The organism is Vibrio sp. SCSIO 43097 (assembly GCF_023650755.1).
GTDB classification, from domain to species: domain Bacteria; phylum Pseudomonadota; class Gammaproteobacteria; order Enterobacterales; family Vibrionaceae; genus Vibrio; species Vibrio alginolyticus.
Genome location: NZ_CP071840.1, coordinates 1,117,925 through 1,132,592 on the forward strand (window position 1 = coordinate 1,117,925; position 14,668 = coordinate 1,132,592).

The following is a 14,668-nucleotide window of genomic DNA, read 5'->3' on the forward strand; positions in this document are numbered from 1 at the left end:
GTGAGTTACATATTGATTACTTTTTAGTCTGATTCAAGTCACAATGTTTAGAAATTAAAATATTCGAACACTTCATATGATATAAGTTGTCTATTTTGTTGATTGTTCGAGGTAATTAATTTGTCTAATAAATTCGACCTATGCTTCAGTACTCACTCAAAGATAACGCTCCCTATCGATACAAATGATGAGGATAGGTACCTTCAGTTTCGTAAGGACAACCCACATATATTTGGTAGTTTTATTCCCGCAGGTACTCCTTTCATACTGAACGAAGGCTCTGTGATCAACATAGCTAAGTTGCGTAGCGAGAGACCTGATATAGCTTGTGCTCTTGATACTGTAAAAAGTTGGTCACAAGAAACCAAAAGAAATGTAGCCAATCTAACAAGTGAGTTTGGCGATGAAAACTTACAAGCGGTAGCCCTCCTCTATGAAAAAGAGATTAAGCCTTTTTTAGATGCTACTAATCATACTATGGGGGGGAAAATCGATGAGTATACTGCAGTAGGTGCTGCCGCTACTGCTGTTAATGAAAAGCAAGTCAGATTGAGTAATTTCGGGAAAGCTTTGCTCAAATATCAAAATGCCTTACTAGATGTACGTACAGCCTCACGAAATGGTGCGCAGAAAAAGGAGCTTGTGAAGCTTGGATATAGAGTTAAAGAAGCTCATAGTTCTTTGAATGCAAAATTTACAAAAGAACTTGCCCATCATGCAGGGCGAATTAAAAGTAGCCGCGGTAACATTTGGAGCAACCCGAATAGGGCTGTCAATATCGCGCGAAGCGGTAGGGATATAACTAAGTTACATTTAACATCTATAGCTAACATCCGCTCAATTCGAGTTCTTGAACAAAGCTCTAGTATTGTAGGTAAAAAGATTATCATGATTGATGCTGGTGTTCGCTTTAACAATGTTCGAAATGCCAAGAATAACGGAGAAAATTGGCAAAAAAGAGCGGCAATGGAAGTTGCTGGGTTTGGTGCGAGCAACGCTGCTGGCATTTGGACCACATCCAAAGTGATTGCATCTGGAATGGGAATCGCTTTAGCTGCTGGCCCATTTGGAGTAGTAGTATTAATAGGTGTTGGTTTAGGGGCTGGTTATGCGGCTGCAAAAATGGGTGATTGGTTTGGGCAAGGTTTAGCAGAAAAAACCTATGAAACTAGCTCTAAAGTAAATTGGTTTTAAAGGAGTAATTGTGTTTTGTTTCGATCTTATAGTGATGATTGTTGGTTGGACATGGTTACTGAGCACATTGGTTTTTATTCGTGTATCAGCAAAGCGGATTGAGACAAAAATATTGCAGGATGGTCATGATCCAATTGGCTGGGACAGAAATGGGTGGGGTTTTAGGTTTCCCATGTACGCCTCAGTGTTGATGCGAGGTAAACCTACGAAAGTATCGCTGGTAGAAGACAAACTTATTCTAAAGTACGCGACAGTCTTTGACCGAGTGCTTGCGTATATTGTCACAATAAGCTTCGTGATGGCACTTGCTTTGGGAGCAGTTATGGGGTTGGGGCCTGAAGAGTACAGAGTGAAAACCAGTTAAGCGCAGGGCTCTGTAGAACGGTGAATATAAGCCTAGTTGAAAAGCCAAATCCTGATAAAGGGAGCAACGTGTCTGATTTTGATATTGCAAATATGATTATCGGATGTACTTGGTTAGTTAGTACTTTGCTTTTCATTCGTGTATCGGTAAAGCGGATTGAGAAAAAAATGTTGCGGGATGGTCATGACCCTATTGGTTGGGACAGAAATGGGCGGGGTTTTAGATTTCCCATGTACGCATCAGTATTGATGCGAGGAAAGCCAGTCAAATTATCACTAGTGGATGACCAACTAATACTAAAATACGCAACAACGTTTGATAGAATACTTGCGTATGTTGTAAGCATCAGTTTTGTACTTTTCCTTGTGTGTGGCGCGACCATTACTTGGGGACCGGAAGAGTATAGGTTGCATTAAGTAATTTTATCTTGTTGTAAAAAAGGCTCAACTGAAATAGTTAAGCCTTTCTATTATGCGAAGAGCATTACATTACACGCATCCCTGGTTGAGCGCCTTCGTGTGGCTCAAGGATCCACAGGTCACTACCACCAGGGCCTGCCGCTAGGATCATACCTTCAGACATACCAAACTTCATCTTACGAGGTTTTAGGTTTGCAACCATTACAGTTAGTTTGCCTTCTAGCTCTTCAGGTTTGTACGCTGACTTGATGCCAGAGAACACTTGACGAGTTTCACCACCGATGTCCAGTTGGAACTTAAGCAGTTTGTTTGCTTTTGGCACTTCTTCACAAGAGATGATACGAGCGATACGCATATCTACTGCTGCAAAAGCGTCGAACTCAATCTCTTCAGCGATTGGCTCTTTGTCTAGCTCAGTTTCGCTAGCCTTGTTCTTTTCCGCTTCTGCTTTCTCTTTCGCCGCCATTTCTGCCGCCGCATCTTCTTTAGATGCTTCGATCATCGCTTCAACATTCTTCGGATCGATACGGTTGAACAGTGCTTTGAACTTAGTGATCTCGTGGCCTGTTAGTGGAGCAGCGATGTTTTCCCAAGTTAGCTCTTGGTTTAGAAACGCTTCAGTACGCGCAGCTAGCGATGGCATTACTGGTTTCAGGTAAGTCATCAGTACGCGGAACAGGTTGATACCGACAGAACAGATGTCTTGTAGTTCCTGATCTTTGCCTTCTTCTTTTGCTACAACCCACGGTGCTTTTTCATCAACGTATTGGTTAGCTTTGTCTGCCAATGCCGTGATTTCACGGATTGCACGACCAAACTCACGCGTTTCGTAAAGCTCAGCGATACGGTCAGCAGCAGCAACAAATTCGTTGTAAAGTTCAGGCTCTGCAAAGTTGTCAGACAGTTTGCCTTCAAAACGTTTCGCGATGAAACCTGCGTTACGAGATGCCAGGTTAACGATCTTGTTAACAACGTCAGCGTTTACGCGCTGAGTGAAGTCTTCAAGGTTAAGATCTAGATCGTCGATACGGCTGTTTAGCTTCGCAGCGTAGTAGTAACGTAGACACTCAGGGTCTAGGTGCTCTAGGTAAGTGCTTGCTTTTACGAACGTGCCTTTAGACTTCGACATTTTCGCGCCGTTTACGGTTACGTAACCGTGTACGAATACGTTGTTAGGCTTGCGGAAGCCAGAACCTTCTAGCATTGCTGGCCAAAATAGGCTGTGGAAGTAAACGATGTCTTTACCGATGAAGTGGTACAGCTCTGCTGAGCTGTCTTTTTTCCAATACTCGTCGAAATCTAGGTCGTCGCGCTTGTCACATAGATTTTTGAAAGAGCCCATGTAGCCGATAGGCGCGTCTAGCCACACGTAGAAGAATTTGTTTTTCTCACCAGGGATCTCGAAGCCAAAGTATGGTGCGTCACGTGAGATATCCCATTGCTGCAAACCAGATTCGAACCATTCTTGCATTTTGTTCGCTGTTTCAGCTTGTAGCGAGCCAGAGCGAGTCCACTCTTTTAGCATGCTCTCAAACTGAGGCAGGTCGAAGAAGAAGTGCTCTGAATCTTTCATTACTGGCGTCGCACCAGAAACCGCAGATTTAGGATTGATCAGTTCTGTTGGGCTGTAAGTCTCACCACAGTTGTCACAGTTGTCACCGTACTGGTCTTCAGACTTACATTTTGGACAGGTACCTTTTACGAAACGGTCCGGTAAGAACATCTCTTTTTCTGGATCGAACAGCTGAGAGATAGTGCGGCTAGAGATAAAGCCATTTTTCTTCAACTCAAGATAAATGTGTGACGCTAGCTCACGGTTCTCATCTGAGTGTGTGCTGTGGTAGTTATCAAAGCTGATATCAAATCCAGCGAAGTCTTTTTGGTGCTCTTCGCTAACTGCGGCAATCATTTCTTCAGGAGTAATACCCATCTGTTGCGCTTTAAGCATGATTGGCGTGCCGTGAGCATCGTCAGCACAGATGAAGTTTACAGTGTTGCCGCGTAGGCGTTGGTAACGAACCCAAATGTCCGCTTGGATATGCTCAAGCATATGACCAAGGTGGATCGAACCGTTAGCGTACGGAAGGGCACAAGTTACCAGCATTTTCCTTGACGGAAAGTTTTTTGGATCGTTTGCCATACTTAATATTCGCTTTTCTTGATAGGTATAAATAAATTTTGATGGATAATACTACCCCATGAACTGACTAACTCCAAGGTGTCAAACTGCGGAATGCCTTAGTTTTTTTGGGGTTCTGGTTGAGCCTGGACGGTGGTAGCATGACATCTAAAAGGAGGGCTTATGCATCAGTTCACTTCAAAACAAGATTTTTGTCACTGGTTTAACCAATTCCAACATCCACAGTTGGTGGAAAACTGGGCAGATATTCATGGCGCAATTTCGATTACGACACAGGGTTCTATTGATATAACGTTGCCATTCGCAAGTAATGAGCTTCAAACCGTACTGCATGACTGGATTAAACAGCAGCAAGCCTCGGGTAAAGTGGCTGAATTCCCATTTAATATTCGCCTTGGAGTTAAAGCTTTAGAAACTCAAGTGGCTAACTCGGTTAAGGGTGTTAAGAACATCGTTGCCGTCAGTTCTGCGAAAGGTGGCGTTGGTAAATCTACTACCGCAGTTAACTTAGCGTTGGCGATTGCTCAATCTGGGGCGAAAGTGGGATTGTTGGATGCAGATATCTATGGTCCGTCTGTACCTATGATGTTGGGGCAAGAAGATGCTAAACCAGAAGTTCGTGATGGCAAGTGGATGGAACCCATTTTTGCTCACGGCATCTATACTCATTCTATCGGTTATTTGGTGGATAAATCAGAAGCGGCGATATGGCGCGGTCCAATGGCTTCAAAAGCGTTGTCGCAGTTATTAACTGAAACAGATTGGCCAGATTTGGATTATTTGGTGATTGATATGCCGCCAGGTACGGGGGATATTCAATTGACTCTGTCACAACAAATTCCGGTAACAGGTAGCGTGCTAGTCACAACACCGCAAGATTTAGCCCTTGCCGATGCAAGGAAGGGAGCGGCAATGTTTAACAAAGTCCATGTCCCGGTTATTGGTGTTGTGGAAAACATGAGTTATCACATTTGTAGTCAATGTGGCGCGAAAGAGCATATTTTTGGTATGGGCGGAGCTGAAAAAATGTCGCAAGAATTTGGCTTAGCATTGTTAGGACAAATTCCGCTTCATATCTCTATGCGAGAAGATATTGACGCTGGCGTGCCAACGGTAGCAAGACGCCCAGAAAGTGAGCATGCAGGGTATTATAAGCAACTTGCCGATCGCGTATGTAGCACGATGTTTTGGCAAGGCAAAGCAAAACCAGATGCGATTAGCTTTACAATGGTGAACTAAGTTTACTATGCCTGTTGGTTGATAATTGCACATTTTAACGTTTGCTCGGAGGTTAATCCTCTGAGCAGGCAGAAACTTATGACTAAACCCTAATTCCAACTAGTAACTATGGGGTGAACTCCCTATAATCAGGCAGTTTATCTTTTTATGTGACTAGAAATCATCATCGGGTGCAAACTAATGTCTGATAATAATCAATGCGTCATCGTAGGTATTGCTGGCGCTTCTGCTTCTGGAAAAAGTCTGATCGCGAGCACTATTTATAATGAGCTTCGCGCGAAAGTAGGCGATCATCAAATCGGTGTCATCACGGAAGATTGCTACTACAACGACCAAAGCCACCTAAGCATGGAAGAGCGAGTAAAGACGAACTACGATCACCCGAGTGCGTTGGACCACGACCTACTGTGTGAGCACCTAGAAAAATTGGTACGTGGTGAAGCAGTAGAAGTGCCTGAGTACAGCTACACTGAGCACACAAGAACAATTAACACCACCACAATGACACCTAAAAAGGTGATCATTCTAGAAGGTATCCTTCTTCTTACAGACCCTCGTCTTCGTGATTTGATGCATGCGACAGTATTTATGGACACACCGTTAGATATTTGCTTGCTTCGCCGTGTTAAGCGTGATGTGGAAGAACGAGGCCGAACTATGGAGTCTGTTCTTAAGCAATACCAACAAACAGTACGTCCGATGTTCATGCAGTTTATCGAACCTTCTAAGCAATATGCGGACATTATTGTTCCTCGCGGTGGTAAAAACCGTATCGCAATTGATGTATTAAAAGCTCACATTGCAAGACTTTTGAAAGCTTAAGCCTATAGACGGCTATATCGCTTTATTTTTAAGAGAAGAAGTGGCACCTTAAGTGCCACTTCTTTTTTTGTTTTTAAATTAGTCAGTTGCAGGTTAAAACCAGACATTTTTCACGCTTTTGTGGAACTGTCAGCGGTAAATGGAGTCTGCGCTTATAATTGTAAAAACACTCGAGCAAGGAAAAACAAATGAAGAAACTGCTCTTAATTCTAGCAATACCGATTGTGGTCATTTTGGTCGCAATTTTAGCGTTAACCATCTTCGTCAATCCGAATCAGTTTAAACCCCTTATTGTTGAGCAAGCGCAAAAGCAAACGGGATTAGAGTTGGTGATTGAAGGGGATATCAGTTGGCAATTTTTCCCATCGATTGGCTTTGAGTTGGGACATACAGAGTTGCGAAACCCACAAGGCTTTAGTAAACCCAATTTATTCAAAGTTGATACCGTTGGTGTAGACATCTCTGTTATGCCACTTTTTAGTCAACAGCTTGAAATTGGAAACGTCACGCTTGATGGTGCTGAGTTCTACATTGAAACCAAGAAAGATGGCAGCAAGAATATTGATGCATTGACGAAAGCCCAAACACAACAAGCAGAACAAGAGAACAATGCTGCGCCTACGCAAAATGGTGAAACGCAAACTTCTGGTTCTGATTGGAGTATTAATCTTGCTGGCGTTACGGTTTCTAACGGTTCATTAGAAATGCAGGATAAGCAAGCCGGTAGTTACACCAAACTTTATGATATTTCATTAAACCTTTCCGAATTCGCTTTTGACAACTGGACAACGGCTGATTTTGGCGTGAAGGGCGAAATGAACGACCAAAAGTTCACCGCGAAAGGTCAGGCAGACTTTAAGCTAGAAAAAGGTTTGGCAAACTACGCGCTAAAGAACATCAACTTTGATGCGACATACTCTGACCCTGCCAATAAAATTGAATCGGCAACGATCGGTTTAGACACGTTTGAATTCGATAAAGTAAATAACCTGACTTATGCCATTAAGGGTGACGCTGGTGGTATGAAGTTAGATATGCAGGGTGCTGGTCAACTTAGCGTGGACAAGGCTATCAGCAAAGTACAGTTGGATAAGTTAACTCTTAAATCGACTTTTGAGGGTGATGCTTTACCTCAGTCCCCGATGAAAGTCGACATGGTGTCTGATCTGTCTTTCGACCTAACGAAAAACCATCTGAGTTTTGTTCTAGAGAAGTTAACAGCGAATGCTATCGCCTTAGATGGTAAGGCTGATGTGGCACTCGGTGATATTCCTAAAGTACGCTTTGCTCTCCATAGCCCCAATATCGATCTTGATGAGTTCTTAGGGTTAGATAAGCAAGCTGCCGAAGGTAATAAGCCTGCTTCTGGTGGCGAGAGTGCTCCTGCCGGACCTGAGGTTGAGCCTGATTTGTCTGCGTTGAAAACGTTAGATGTAAAGGGTGACATTACCATCGACAAATTCAAAGCGGCAAATGCGAAGATGGAAGCGGTAAAAACGAGCTTCACTGTAAATCGTGGCGTGTTTGAGCTTACATCTTTTAGTTCGAAGTTGTACCAAGGCTCAATCTCAGCGACAGCGAAGTTAGATGCACGCCAATCACCAGCGACTTACAGTGTTAAAAAGTCAATCAAAGGCGTGAAAGTTCAACCGCTACTTATAGACGTTGCTGAAAACGACAAACTTGAAGGGACAGGTAACATTGATGTGAATGTTACAGGTAAGAGTCTCACGCCTACCGGTATCAAGAAGAATCTATCTGGTACGGTTGTTATCAATTTTGCTGACGGTGCGGTGAATGGCATCAACGTTGCTCAGTTGATTCGTGAAAACTATGCGAAATTTAAAGGGCAAAAAGTTGAAGGCACCAATGTAGCTAAGAAAACAGACTTCAGTGCGATGACGGCGACATTGAAACTCAACAAAGGTGTTGTATCAACGGATAATATGCAAGCTCAGTCTCCATTGTTACGTGTTCGTGGTAAAGGTACCGCAAACTACATCAATGAAACAGTCGACTTTACTATCAGCACGTCAGTTGTAGGCAGCCTAGAAGGCCAGGGCGGTAAAGATATAGATGAGCTGAAAGACATCACGATTCCAATCAATGTGTCTGGTAAGTGGGCAGATCCTAAATTCAAGCTCGTATTCGATGATGTTCTGAAGCAGAAAGCTCAAAAAGAAATCGATCGTGGCGTGGAGAAGCTAACGGACAAAATCAAAGACGAGAAAACCAAAGATGCGGTCGATGGTTTATTGAAGAATCTTTTCAACTAACCGTGCGTGAAAATCAAAAGGGTTGGCATTTTGCCAACCCTTTTTAAATTACTCTGCGAGTGTTACCAATCGACGCCTTTGAGGGCTTTTACGCCAGATTCAAATGCGTGCTTTACATTTTTCACTTCAGAAACGGTATCGGCCATTTCAATCAGGGTTCGATGTGCGCCACGCCCAGTAATAATAACCGACTGCATTTTAGGTCTGTTGCTCAGTGCTTCGACCACTTCGTCTAAGTCGATGTAGCCGTAGCTCACCATATAAGTTAGCTCGTCAAATAAGATGACATCGATAGAGTCGTCTTGCAGCATGCGCTTACATTCTTGCCATACGCCTTGCGCTGCTTCGGTATCAGCGGCTTTGTTTTGAGTTTCCCACGTAAAGCCGGTTGCCATTACTTGGAATTCAACGCCGAGTTTCTCAAGTAGGTTGCGCTCACCGTTGTCCCAAGTACCTTTAATAAACTGCGCGACAGCACAATTCAAACCATGACCCACTGCGCGTGCGATCGTACCGAATCCTGATGTCGATTTACCTTTACCATTTCCGGTAATGATCAGTAGCAGACCTTTTTCCTCTTGAGCAGCAGCGATTTTTGCGTCTACCTGTTCTTTGACTTTTTGTTGGCGAGCTTTATGGCGTGCTTCTTTATTTTCTTCGATAGACATAATACTTCCTTAATTCCTTTTCGTGCTGTGCCCAAGCTAATTTGGGTTCATTGATTTATCTCGCTATGATAGACCAACATATCGTGAAGAAAAACCACCGATAATTCAGGGAATAAAATGAAGAAAATACTTGTTGTTTGTATGGGAAACATTTGTCGGTCACCAACTGGAGAGGCAGTGTTAAGAGCGAAAGCTCAAAAGCTAGGCGTTGAAGTAGAGGTTGATTCGGCAGGTACAATTGGCTACCACGCAGGAAACCGACCGGATTCAAGAGCGATGGCAGCAGGAAAGCAGCGAGGTTATTCTTTTAAAGGAATGCAAGCGCGCCAAGTCACCATTGATGACTTTGAAAAGTTTGACCTTATATTAGCCGCAGATAAAGCAAATTTGGCCGATTTATTGGATATTTGTCCGTTGAAGTATCGACACAAAGTATCGTTATTTTTAAGTCATTCTGAGTCAGTTTACGACGAAGTCCCGGACCCATATTATGGTGGGGAAGATGGCTTTGAACTGGTGCTTGATTTAATCGAAGAGGCATCAGACGCAATTTTGAAGAAGCTATAATCACCGTACTTGAAGACAATAGAAAAAGGGATGAGCTCAGCTCATCCCTTTTTATTCGTGTTAACCCGCTAGTATGTCGGTTGCGACTTTGTAGCTTGGGTCTTCCTTCACGTTAATTTCAACCAAGCTGCCAGCTTTGTCCAAAAGTTTACGACAATCTGGGCTTAGGTGACGAAGGTGCAGCGTTTTACCTTGAGCATTGTAACGCTCAGCCAGTGTTTCAATGGCTTCAATTGCAGAGTGATCTGTCACGCGAGAGTCTGCAAAATCGACAATCACATCTTTTGGATCTTCAGGCGCGTTAAACAACTCCAGGAAGTTAGCCGCAGAGCCAAAGAAAATAGGGCCGTGAATCTTGTACTCTTTTGAACCTTCCTCGTTTAAGCACGTGTCGGCATAGATGTGCTTAGCGTGTTGCCATGCAAACATTAATGCAGAAACGATAACACCAACCGCTACGGCAACAGCAAGGTCAGTAAGAACAGTAACAACGGTCACAAGAACAATAACGAAGAAGTCTTGCTTCGGTACGCGGCGTGCTAGCTTAAATGTTGCCCATTCGAATGTACCAATGACAACCATGAACATCACACCAACCAGAGCAGCGAGTGGGATCATTTCAATTAGCGAAGAAGCGAATAAGATAAACATCAATAGAGCGATAGCCGCAACGATACCAGATAGACGGCCGCGACCACCTGAGTTTACGTTGATCATCGACTGACCAATCATCGCACAACCACCCATTGCGCCAAACACAGAACACGTCATGTTTGCCATACCTTGACCGATACATTCGCGGTTAGATTGACCACGAGTATTCGTCATCTCATCTAAAACTGTCAGTGTTAGTAGAGATTCAATTAGACCAATGGCCGCGAGAATGATCGCGTATGGAAGAATGATTTGTAGTGTCTCTAGTGTAAATGGTACCGCAGGAATAGAGAAGGTTGGTAGTGAACCTGCGAGTGTTGCAGCTTCATCACCAGACATTGTACGCAGGAAGTCAACAACAGTTCGAGTTTCCAGATCCAAGCCAACCACTAAAGCCGTCACCGTTACGATCGCAACAAGTGAAGAGGGTACAGCTGTTGTGATTTTTGGTAGAAAGTGAATGATTGCCATAGTCAGCGCAACCAAACCAAGCATTAGCAGCATCTGGTCTTGTGGTAGCCAAGTAAGCATGCCGTTGATGTCTGGCGCTTTAAACTGACCCAACTGAGCTAGGAAGATAACAATAGCCAGACCGTTCACAAAACCGATCATCACAGGGTGAGGTACGATACGGATGAACTTACCCAATTTAAACATACCAGCGGCAATTTGAAGAATACCAGCGAGCATGATGGCTGCGAATAGGTACTGGACACCGTGAGTCGCGACAAGCGAAACCATTACGACTGCCATGGCACCTGTTGCACCAGAGATCATGCCAGGACGACCACCGAAAATGGAAGTAATAAGACCAACGATGAATGCAGCGTAAAGACCGACCATCGGATCTACGCCTGCGACGAACGCAAATGCGACAGCTTCAGGAACCAATGCTAGCGCAACGGTTAAGCCTGATAGCACATCATTTTTTACGGAGTGCTTAGAAAATTGGGGAAATTCGAACATGTTTGTTTTTAAGTTCTCTTTGCAATGAGTTAAACCCGACACATATTCGTATTTGCACAAGCCACTGAGTGGTTGATTTTTAATCAAACATTGCAGTGTAAACCGTAGTATTAAAAGAGCAGCATCAGAATGGTGTCGAAAACTTGAGTCGGCGCATGCTACCGAAAAGTGTGATTAAGTTCAAGAATGATACGAATAATGGCGTACAAATGTGATCACGAATTGGTATTTATATGAACAATTTATTGGGCAAATATGAAGATAAAAAAGGCTACCAGATGGTAGCCTTTAATTTATTTATGCCGTTAAGCAGTTGAACGTAATGATTTAGCCTAGTTAAAGTTAGGCTTTGTCATCTCTGCCGATGCACGGTTTTTAGCCACTTGGCTACCAGCACCTTTAGCTTGGTAACGTTCGGTTTTGAACGGTGCTGCTGCAACCGTGATTTCGCGTAGCTCTTGAGGGCCAGGTGCTTTCGTCATCGGTGCGCTAGCGTTTAGCTTAGCCGCAACTTTAATGGCTTCGACTTTAGGCTCTGGTTTATCTACTGGCGCTTCGGCTGCAATCTCTTTTGCTGCTTCAACGATAGGCTCTACCGATGCTGTTTCTACTACTGCCGATTCAGCTTTTTCTGCGATTACTGTTTCAACAACAGGTGCTTCTACTACTGGAGCTTCCACTTTCGCTTCAACGGTTTCTTGAACCTTGTGTTCAACAACTGGCGCATCTGTTACGACAGGTTGCTCGCGACGAATAATCACTTTACCCATTGCCATTTCTGGACACGCAAAGCCACCTTGGATTGTAGGTACTGCTGCTACAGCTTCTTCCTTAACTCGCTCTTCCTTCTTAGGTGCTGGTTTCGGAATGTAACGTGGCATTACTTTACCCATAGCCATTTCAGGAGAAGCGACACCTCCCTTACGTAGGCGGAACGGGTTAGGGCGGCGATCACGGCCACGGCGACGACGCTGGCCGCTTGCACGCAGGTGACGTGGCGAACGACGGTTACGACGTTGCTTAGACTCTGCTTGCTTGTTGTCTTGTTGTGCTTCTACCGCTGCTTCTGTTGGCTTCTCAACTTTGGTTTCAACCGTTTCTTGAGTCTTAACCGCTGTTTCTTCGGCTTTCTTCTCAATAGCTTCTTGGTCCTTAACGCGTACAGACTTGTTCAATTTGCGACGTTGGCGGCGCTCTTTCACTTTTTCTGCTTTCGCATTTTGCTGCTTCGGTTTGCTCTCTTCTGGTTTTGTTTCAGTACGAGCTTCCGCTGCTAGCTGCAGACCTTTTTCCGCTACTTTTGCGTTTGCTTTCTGCTCTTGGGCTTTATCTGCCTGTTGAGCTTTAGGTTTACGCTTTTGGTTACGGTTTTGCGGTTTATTTGTTTGTTGTTGAGCTTCGTTTTGCTCATTAGCCTGCTCATCACGAGGCTTACGACGACGTCGGTTATCGCGATTGTCGCGGTTATCACGATTATCGCGCTGGTTGTTATTGCGACGACGATCGTTACGATCACGTTTGTTACGTCGATTATCGCGATTTGGTTTTCTCTCTTCCTGAGGTTTCTGTTCTTCTTTTGTTTCTTCAGAACCACCGAATAGGAAGCTACCAAGTGCTTTAAACAGACGGCTGAACAATCCAGGTTTCTCTTCTTGTTCAACGTTTTGTTCTTTCTTCTTCGCCTCAGGAGCTGGTTTAGCTGCTGGTGCAGGTGCGGTTTGAGACGGAGCCGCAAAGCCTTTAAGAACTGGCTCTTCAATTCGTTTTGGTTTTACGTCAACTTCCGCTGGCTCTTTACCTTCCGCTTCTTTCATTGCTTCCAGTTTTTTAGGAAGTAGGTAAGAAATCAGATCGAACTCTTCACCTTCACGAACACGGATAACTTCGAAGTGCGGCGTTTCCATGTCAGAGTTTGGAACAACCGTAATCTTCACTTCTTGAATGCGTTCGATATGGTTAACTGAACGACGTTTTTCGTTCAACAAGTAAGAAGCGATTGGCACAGGTACAACTGCGAGAACTTGCGCTGTATTGTCTTTCAGTGCTTCCTCTTCGATTAAACGAAGTACAGAAAGTGCTAGAGATTCGTTGTCGCGAACGACTCCAGTACCGCTACAGCGAGGACAGATGTGGTGGCTTGCTTCTGCTAGAGAAGGGCTTAAACGTTGACGTGACATCTCCAACAAACCAAAGCGAGAAATACGACCGATTTGTACACGAGCGCGATCAAGACGAACGGCTTCACGTAGACGGTTTTCTACTTCTCGTTGGTGGCGAACAGGTGTCATATCGATAAAGTCGATAACCACTAAGCCACCCAAGTCACGTAGACGTAACTGGCGAGCAATTTCGTCGGCTGCTTCTAGGTTCGTGTTTAGGGCTGTTTCTTCAATATCACCGCCCTTGGTTGCACGAGCAGAGTTGATATCGATAGACGTTAGTGCCTCAGTCGGGTCAATAACAATAGAACCGCCAGATGGCAGACGCACTTCACGTTGGAAAGCCGATTCAATTTGGCTTTCGATTTGGTAGTGGCTGAATAGTGGAACTTCGCCTTCATATTTCTTAACGCGGTTAAGGAAATCAGGGCGCACCAATTGAATGTGCTCTTTTGCACGTTCGTAGATGGTGTTGCTATCAATTAAGATTTCGCCAATATCACGACGCAAATAGTCACGGATTGCACGAACGATAACGTTACTTTCTTGGTGGATTAAGAATGGAGCAGGGTTAGAGTCCGCTGCACCTTTGATTGCACCCCAGTGGTTAAGTAGTACATTCAAATCCCACTCAAGTTCTTCAGCACTCTTGCCAACGCCAGCAGTACGTACGATTAGGCCCATGCCCTGAGGCAGTTCCAAAGTACTTAATGCGGCTTTTAGTTGAGTACGCTCGTCACCTTCGATTCGACGAGAAATACCGCCAGCACGAGGGTTGTTAGGCATCAGAACAAGGTAACTACCAGCAAGAGAAATGAAAGTAGTAAGAGCTGCGCCCTTGCTTCCACGTTCTTCTTTTTCCACTTGAACGATAACTTCTTGGCCTTCCGTTAGCACTTCTTTGATGCTTGGACGACCTTGGTAGGTGTAACCTTCAGGGAAATATTCGCGGGCAATTTCTTTGAGAGGGAGGAAACCGTGACGCTCGGCGCCGTAATCAACAAATGCGGCTTCTAAGCTTGGTTCGATACGTGTGATACGTCCTTTGTAGATATTCGCTTTTTTAGATTCATGACCTGGACTCTCGATATCAAGATCGAAAAGTCGCTGGCCATCAACCAGAGCGACACGCAACTCTTCTTTTTGAGTTGCGTTAATTAACATTCTTTTCATTGAAAATTCTCGTTGTCTTTTCTTTTA

At 44.2% G+C, this 14,668-nt stretch carries 11 protein-coding genes; 7 read left to right on the forward strand and 4 right to left on the reverse strand.

Annotated features, from left to right (window positions below):
* Positions 1-120 precede the first annotated feature (120 nt).
* The 3 genes from J4N40_RS05305 (at position 121) to J4N40_RS05315 (ending at position 1,974) form a co-directional block, all read left to right on the forward strand.
* Entirely contained in the window at positions 121-1,194 is a 1,074-nt protein-coding gene (locus tag J4N40_RS05305; protein ID WP_172563539.1) for a hypothetical protein, read from the forward strand.
* A gap of 10 nt (positions 1,195-1,204) precedes the next feature.
* On the forward strand, positions 1,205-1,558 hold the full coding sequence (locus J4N40_RS05310) for a hypothetical protein (protein WP_053306622.1): 354 nt from the start codon (positions 1,205-1,207) through the stop codon (positions 1,556-1,558).
* 68 nt (positions 1,559-1,626) lie between these two features.
* A complete protein-coding gene (locus J4N40_RS05315) occupies positions 1,627-1,974 on the forward strand; it encodes a hypothetical protein (protein WP_172563540.1) in 348 nt (115 codons plus the stop codon).
* A 67-nt stretch (positions 1,975-2,041) separates the two neighbouring features.
* On the opposite strand, the gene metG is transcribed toward J4N40_RS05315, so the two are convergent.
* Positions 2,042-4,117: a methionine--tRNA ligase gene (gene metG / locus J4N40_RS05320; RefSeq protein ID WP_033905755.1), complete on the reverse strand. Its 2,076-nt coding sequence runs from the start codon at positions 4,115-4,117 to the stop codon at positions 2,042-2,044.
* Between the two features lie 162 nt (positions 4,118-4,279).
* Here metG and apbC point away from each other — a divergent pair, with 162 nt between their 5' ends.
* The 3 genes from apbC to J4N40_RS05335 all read left to right on the forward strand — a co-directional run bounded on the left by apbC (position 4,280) and on the right by J4N40_RS05335 (position 8,454).
* Positions 4,280-5,356, forward strand: a complete 1,077-nt coding sequence (gene apbC / locus J4N40_RS05325; protein ID WP_054574796.1) for an iron-sulfur cluster carrier protein ApbC — start codon at positions 4,280-4,282, stop codon at positions 5,354-5,356.
* A gap of 180 nt (positions 5,357-5,536) precedes the next feature.
* On the forward strand, positions 5,537-6,178 hold the full coding sequence (gene udk, locus J4N40_RS05330) for a uridine kinase (RefSeq protein WP_005380833.1): 642 nt from the start codon (positions 5,537-5,539) through the stop codon (positions 6,176-6,178).
* A 188-nt stretch (positions 6,179-6,366) separates the two neighbouring features.
* Positions 6,367-8,454: an AsmA family protein gene (locus J4N40_RS05335; RefSeq protein ID WP_017633849.1), complete on the forward strand. Its 2,088-nt coding sequence runs from the start codon at positions 6,367-6,369 to the stop codon at positions 8,452-8,454.
* 62 nt (positions 8,455-8,516) lie between these two features.
* Here the strand turns inward: J4N40_RS05335 and cobO are convergent, their stop codons facing one another.
* Positions 8,517-9,122: a cob(I)yrinic acid a,c-diamide adenosyltransferase gene (gene cobO, locus J4N40_RS05340; protein WP_005380837.1), complete on the reverse strand. Its 606-nt coding sequence runs from the start codon at positions 9,120-9,122 to the stop codon at positions 8,517-8,519.
* Between the two features lie 117 nt (positions 9,123-9,239).
* On the opposite strand from cobO, the gene J4N40_RS05345 reads away from it, so the two are divergent.
* Positions 9,240-9,689: a low molecular weight protein-tyrosine-phosphatase gene (locus J4N40_RS05345; RefSeq protein WP_053304232.1), complete on the forward strand. Its 450-nt coding sequence runs from the start codon at positions 9,240-9,242 to the stop codon at positions 9,687-9,689.
* A gap of 60 nt (positions 9,690-9,749) precedes the next feature.
* Here J4N40_RS05345 and J4N40_RS05350 read toward each other — a convergent pair whose 3' ends face one another.
* Both J4N40_RS05350 and rne read right to left on the reverse strand, forming a co-directional pair.
* A complete protein-coding gene (locus J4N40_RS05350; RefSeq protein ID WP_005380840.1) occupies positions 9,750-11,309 on the reverse strand; it encodes a SulP family inorganic anion transporter in 1,560 nt (519 codons plus the stop codon).
* A 332-nt stretch (positions 11,310-11,641) separates the two neighbouring features.
* Positions 11,642-14,641 (reverse strand): ribonuclease E, encoded by a 3,000-nt coding sequence (gene rne, locus J4N40_RS05355; RefSeq protein ID WP_250654401.1) that lies wholly within the window; start codon positions 14,639-14,641, stop codon positions 11,642-11,644.
* Between the last annotated feature and the right edge of the window lie 27 nt (positions 14,642-14,668).

Bases quoted from the DNA above. Each gene is read 5' to 3' on its own strand.
- metG (WP_033905755.1), bottom strand. From the start codon at position 4,117: ATGGCAAACGATCCAAAAAACTTTCCGTCAAGGAAAATGCTGGTAACT.
- apbC (WP_054574796.1), top strand. From the start codon at position 4,280: ATGCATCAGTTCACTTCAAAACAAGATTTTTGTCACTGGTTTAACCAA.
- udk (WP_005380833.1), top strand. From the start codon at position 5,537: ATGTCTGATAATAATCAATGCGTCATCGTAGGTATTGCTGGCGCTTCT.
- J4N40_RS05335 (WP_017633849.1), top strand. From the start codon at position 6,367: ATGAAGAAACTGCTCTTAATTCTAGCAATACCGATTGTGGTCATTTTG.
- cobO (WP_005380837.1), bottom strand. From the start codon at position 9,122: ATGTCTATCGAAGAAAATAAAGAAGCACGCCATAAAGCTCGCCAACAA.
- J4N40_RS05345 (WP_053304232.1), top strand. From the start codon at position 9,240: ATGAAGAAAATACTTGTTGTTTGTATGGGAAACATTTGTCGGTCACCA.
- J4N40_RS05350 (WP_005380840.1), bottom strand. From the start codon at position 11,309: ATGTTCGAATTTCCCCAATTTTCTAAGCACTCCGTAAAAAATGATGTG.
- rne (WP_250654401.1), bottom strand. From the start codon at position 14,641: ATGAAAAGAATGTTAATTAACGCAACTCAAAAAGAAGAGTTGCGTGTC.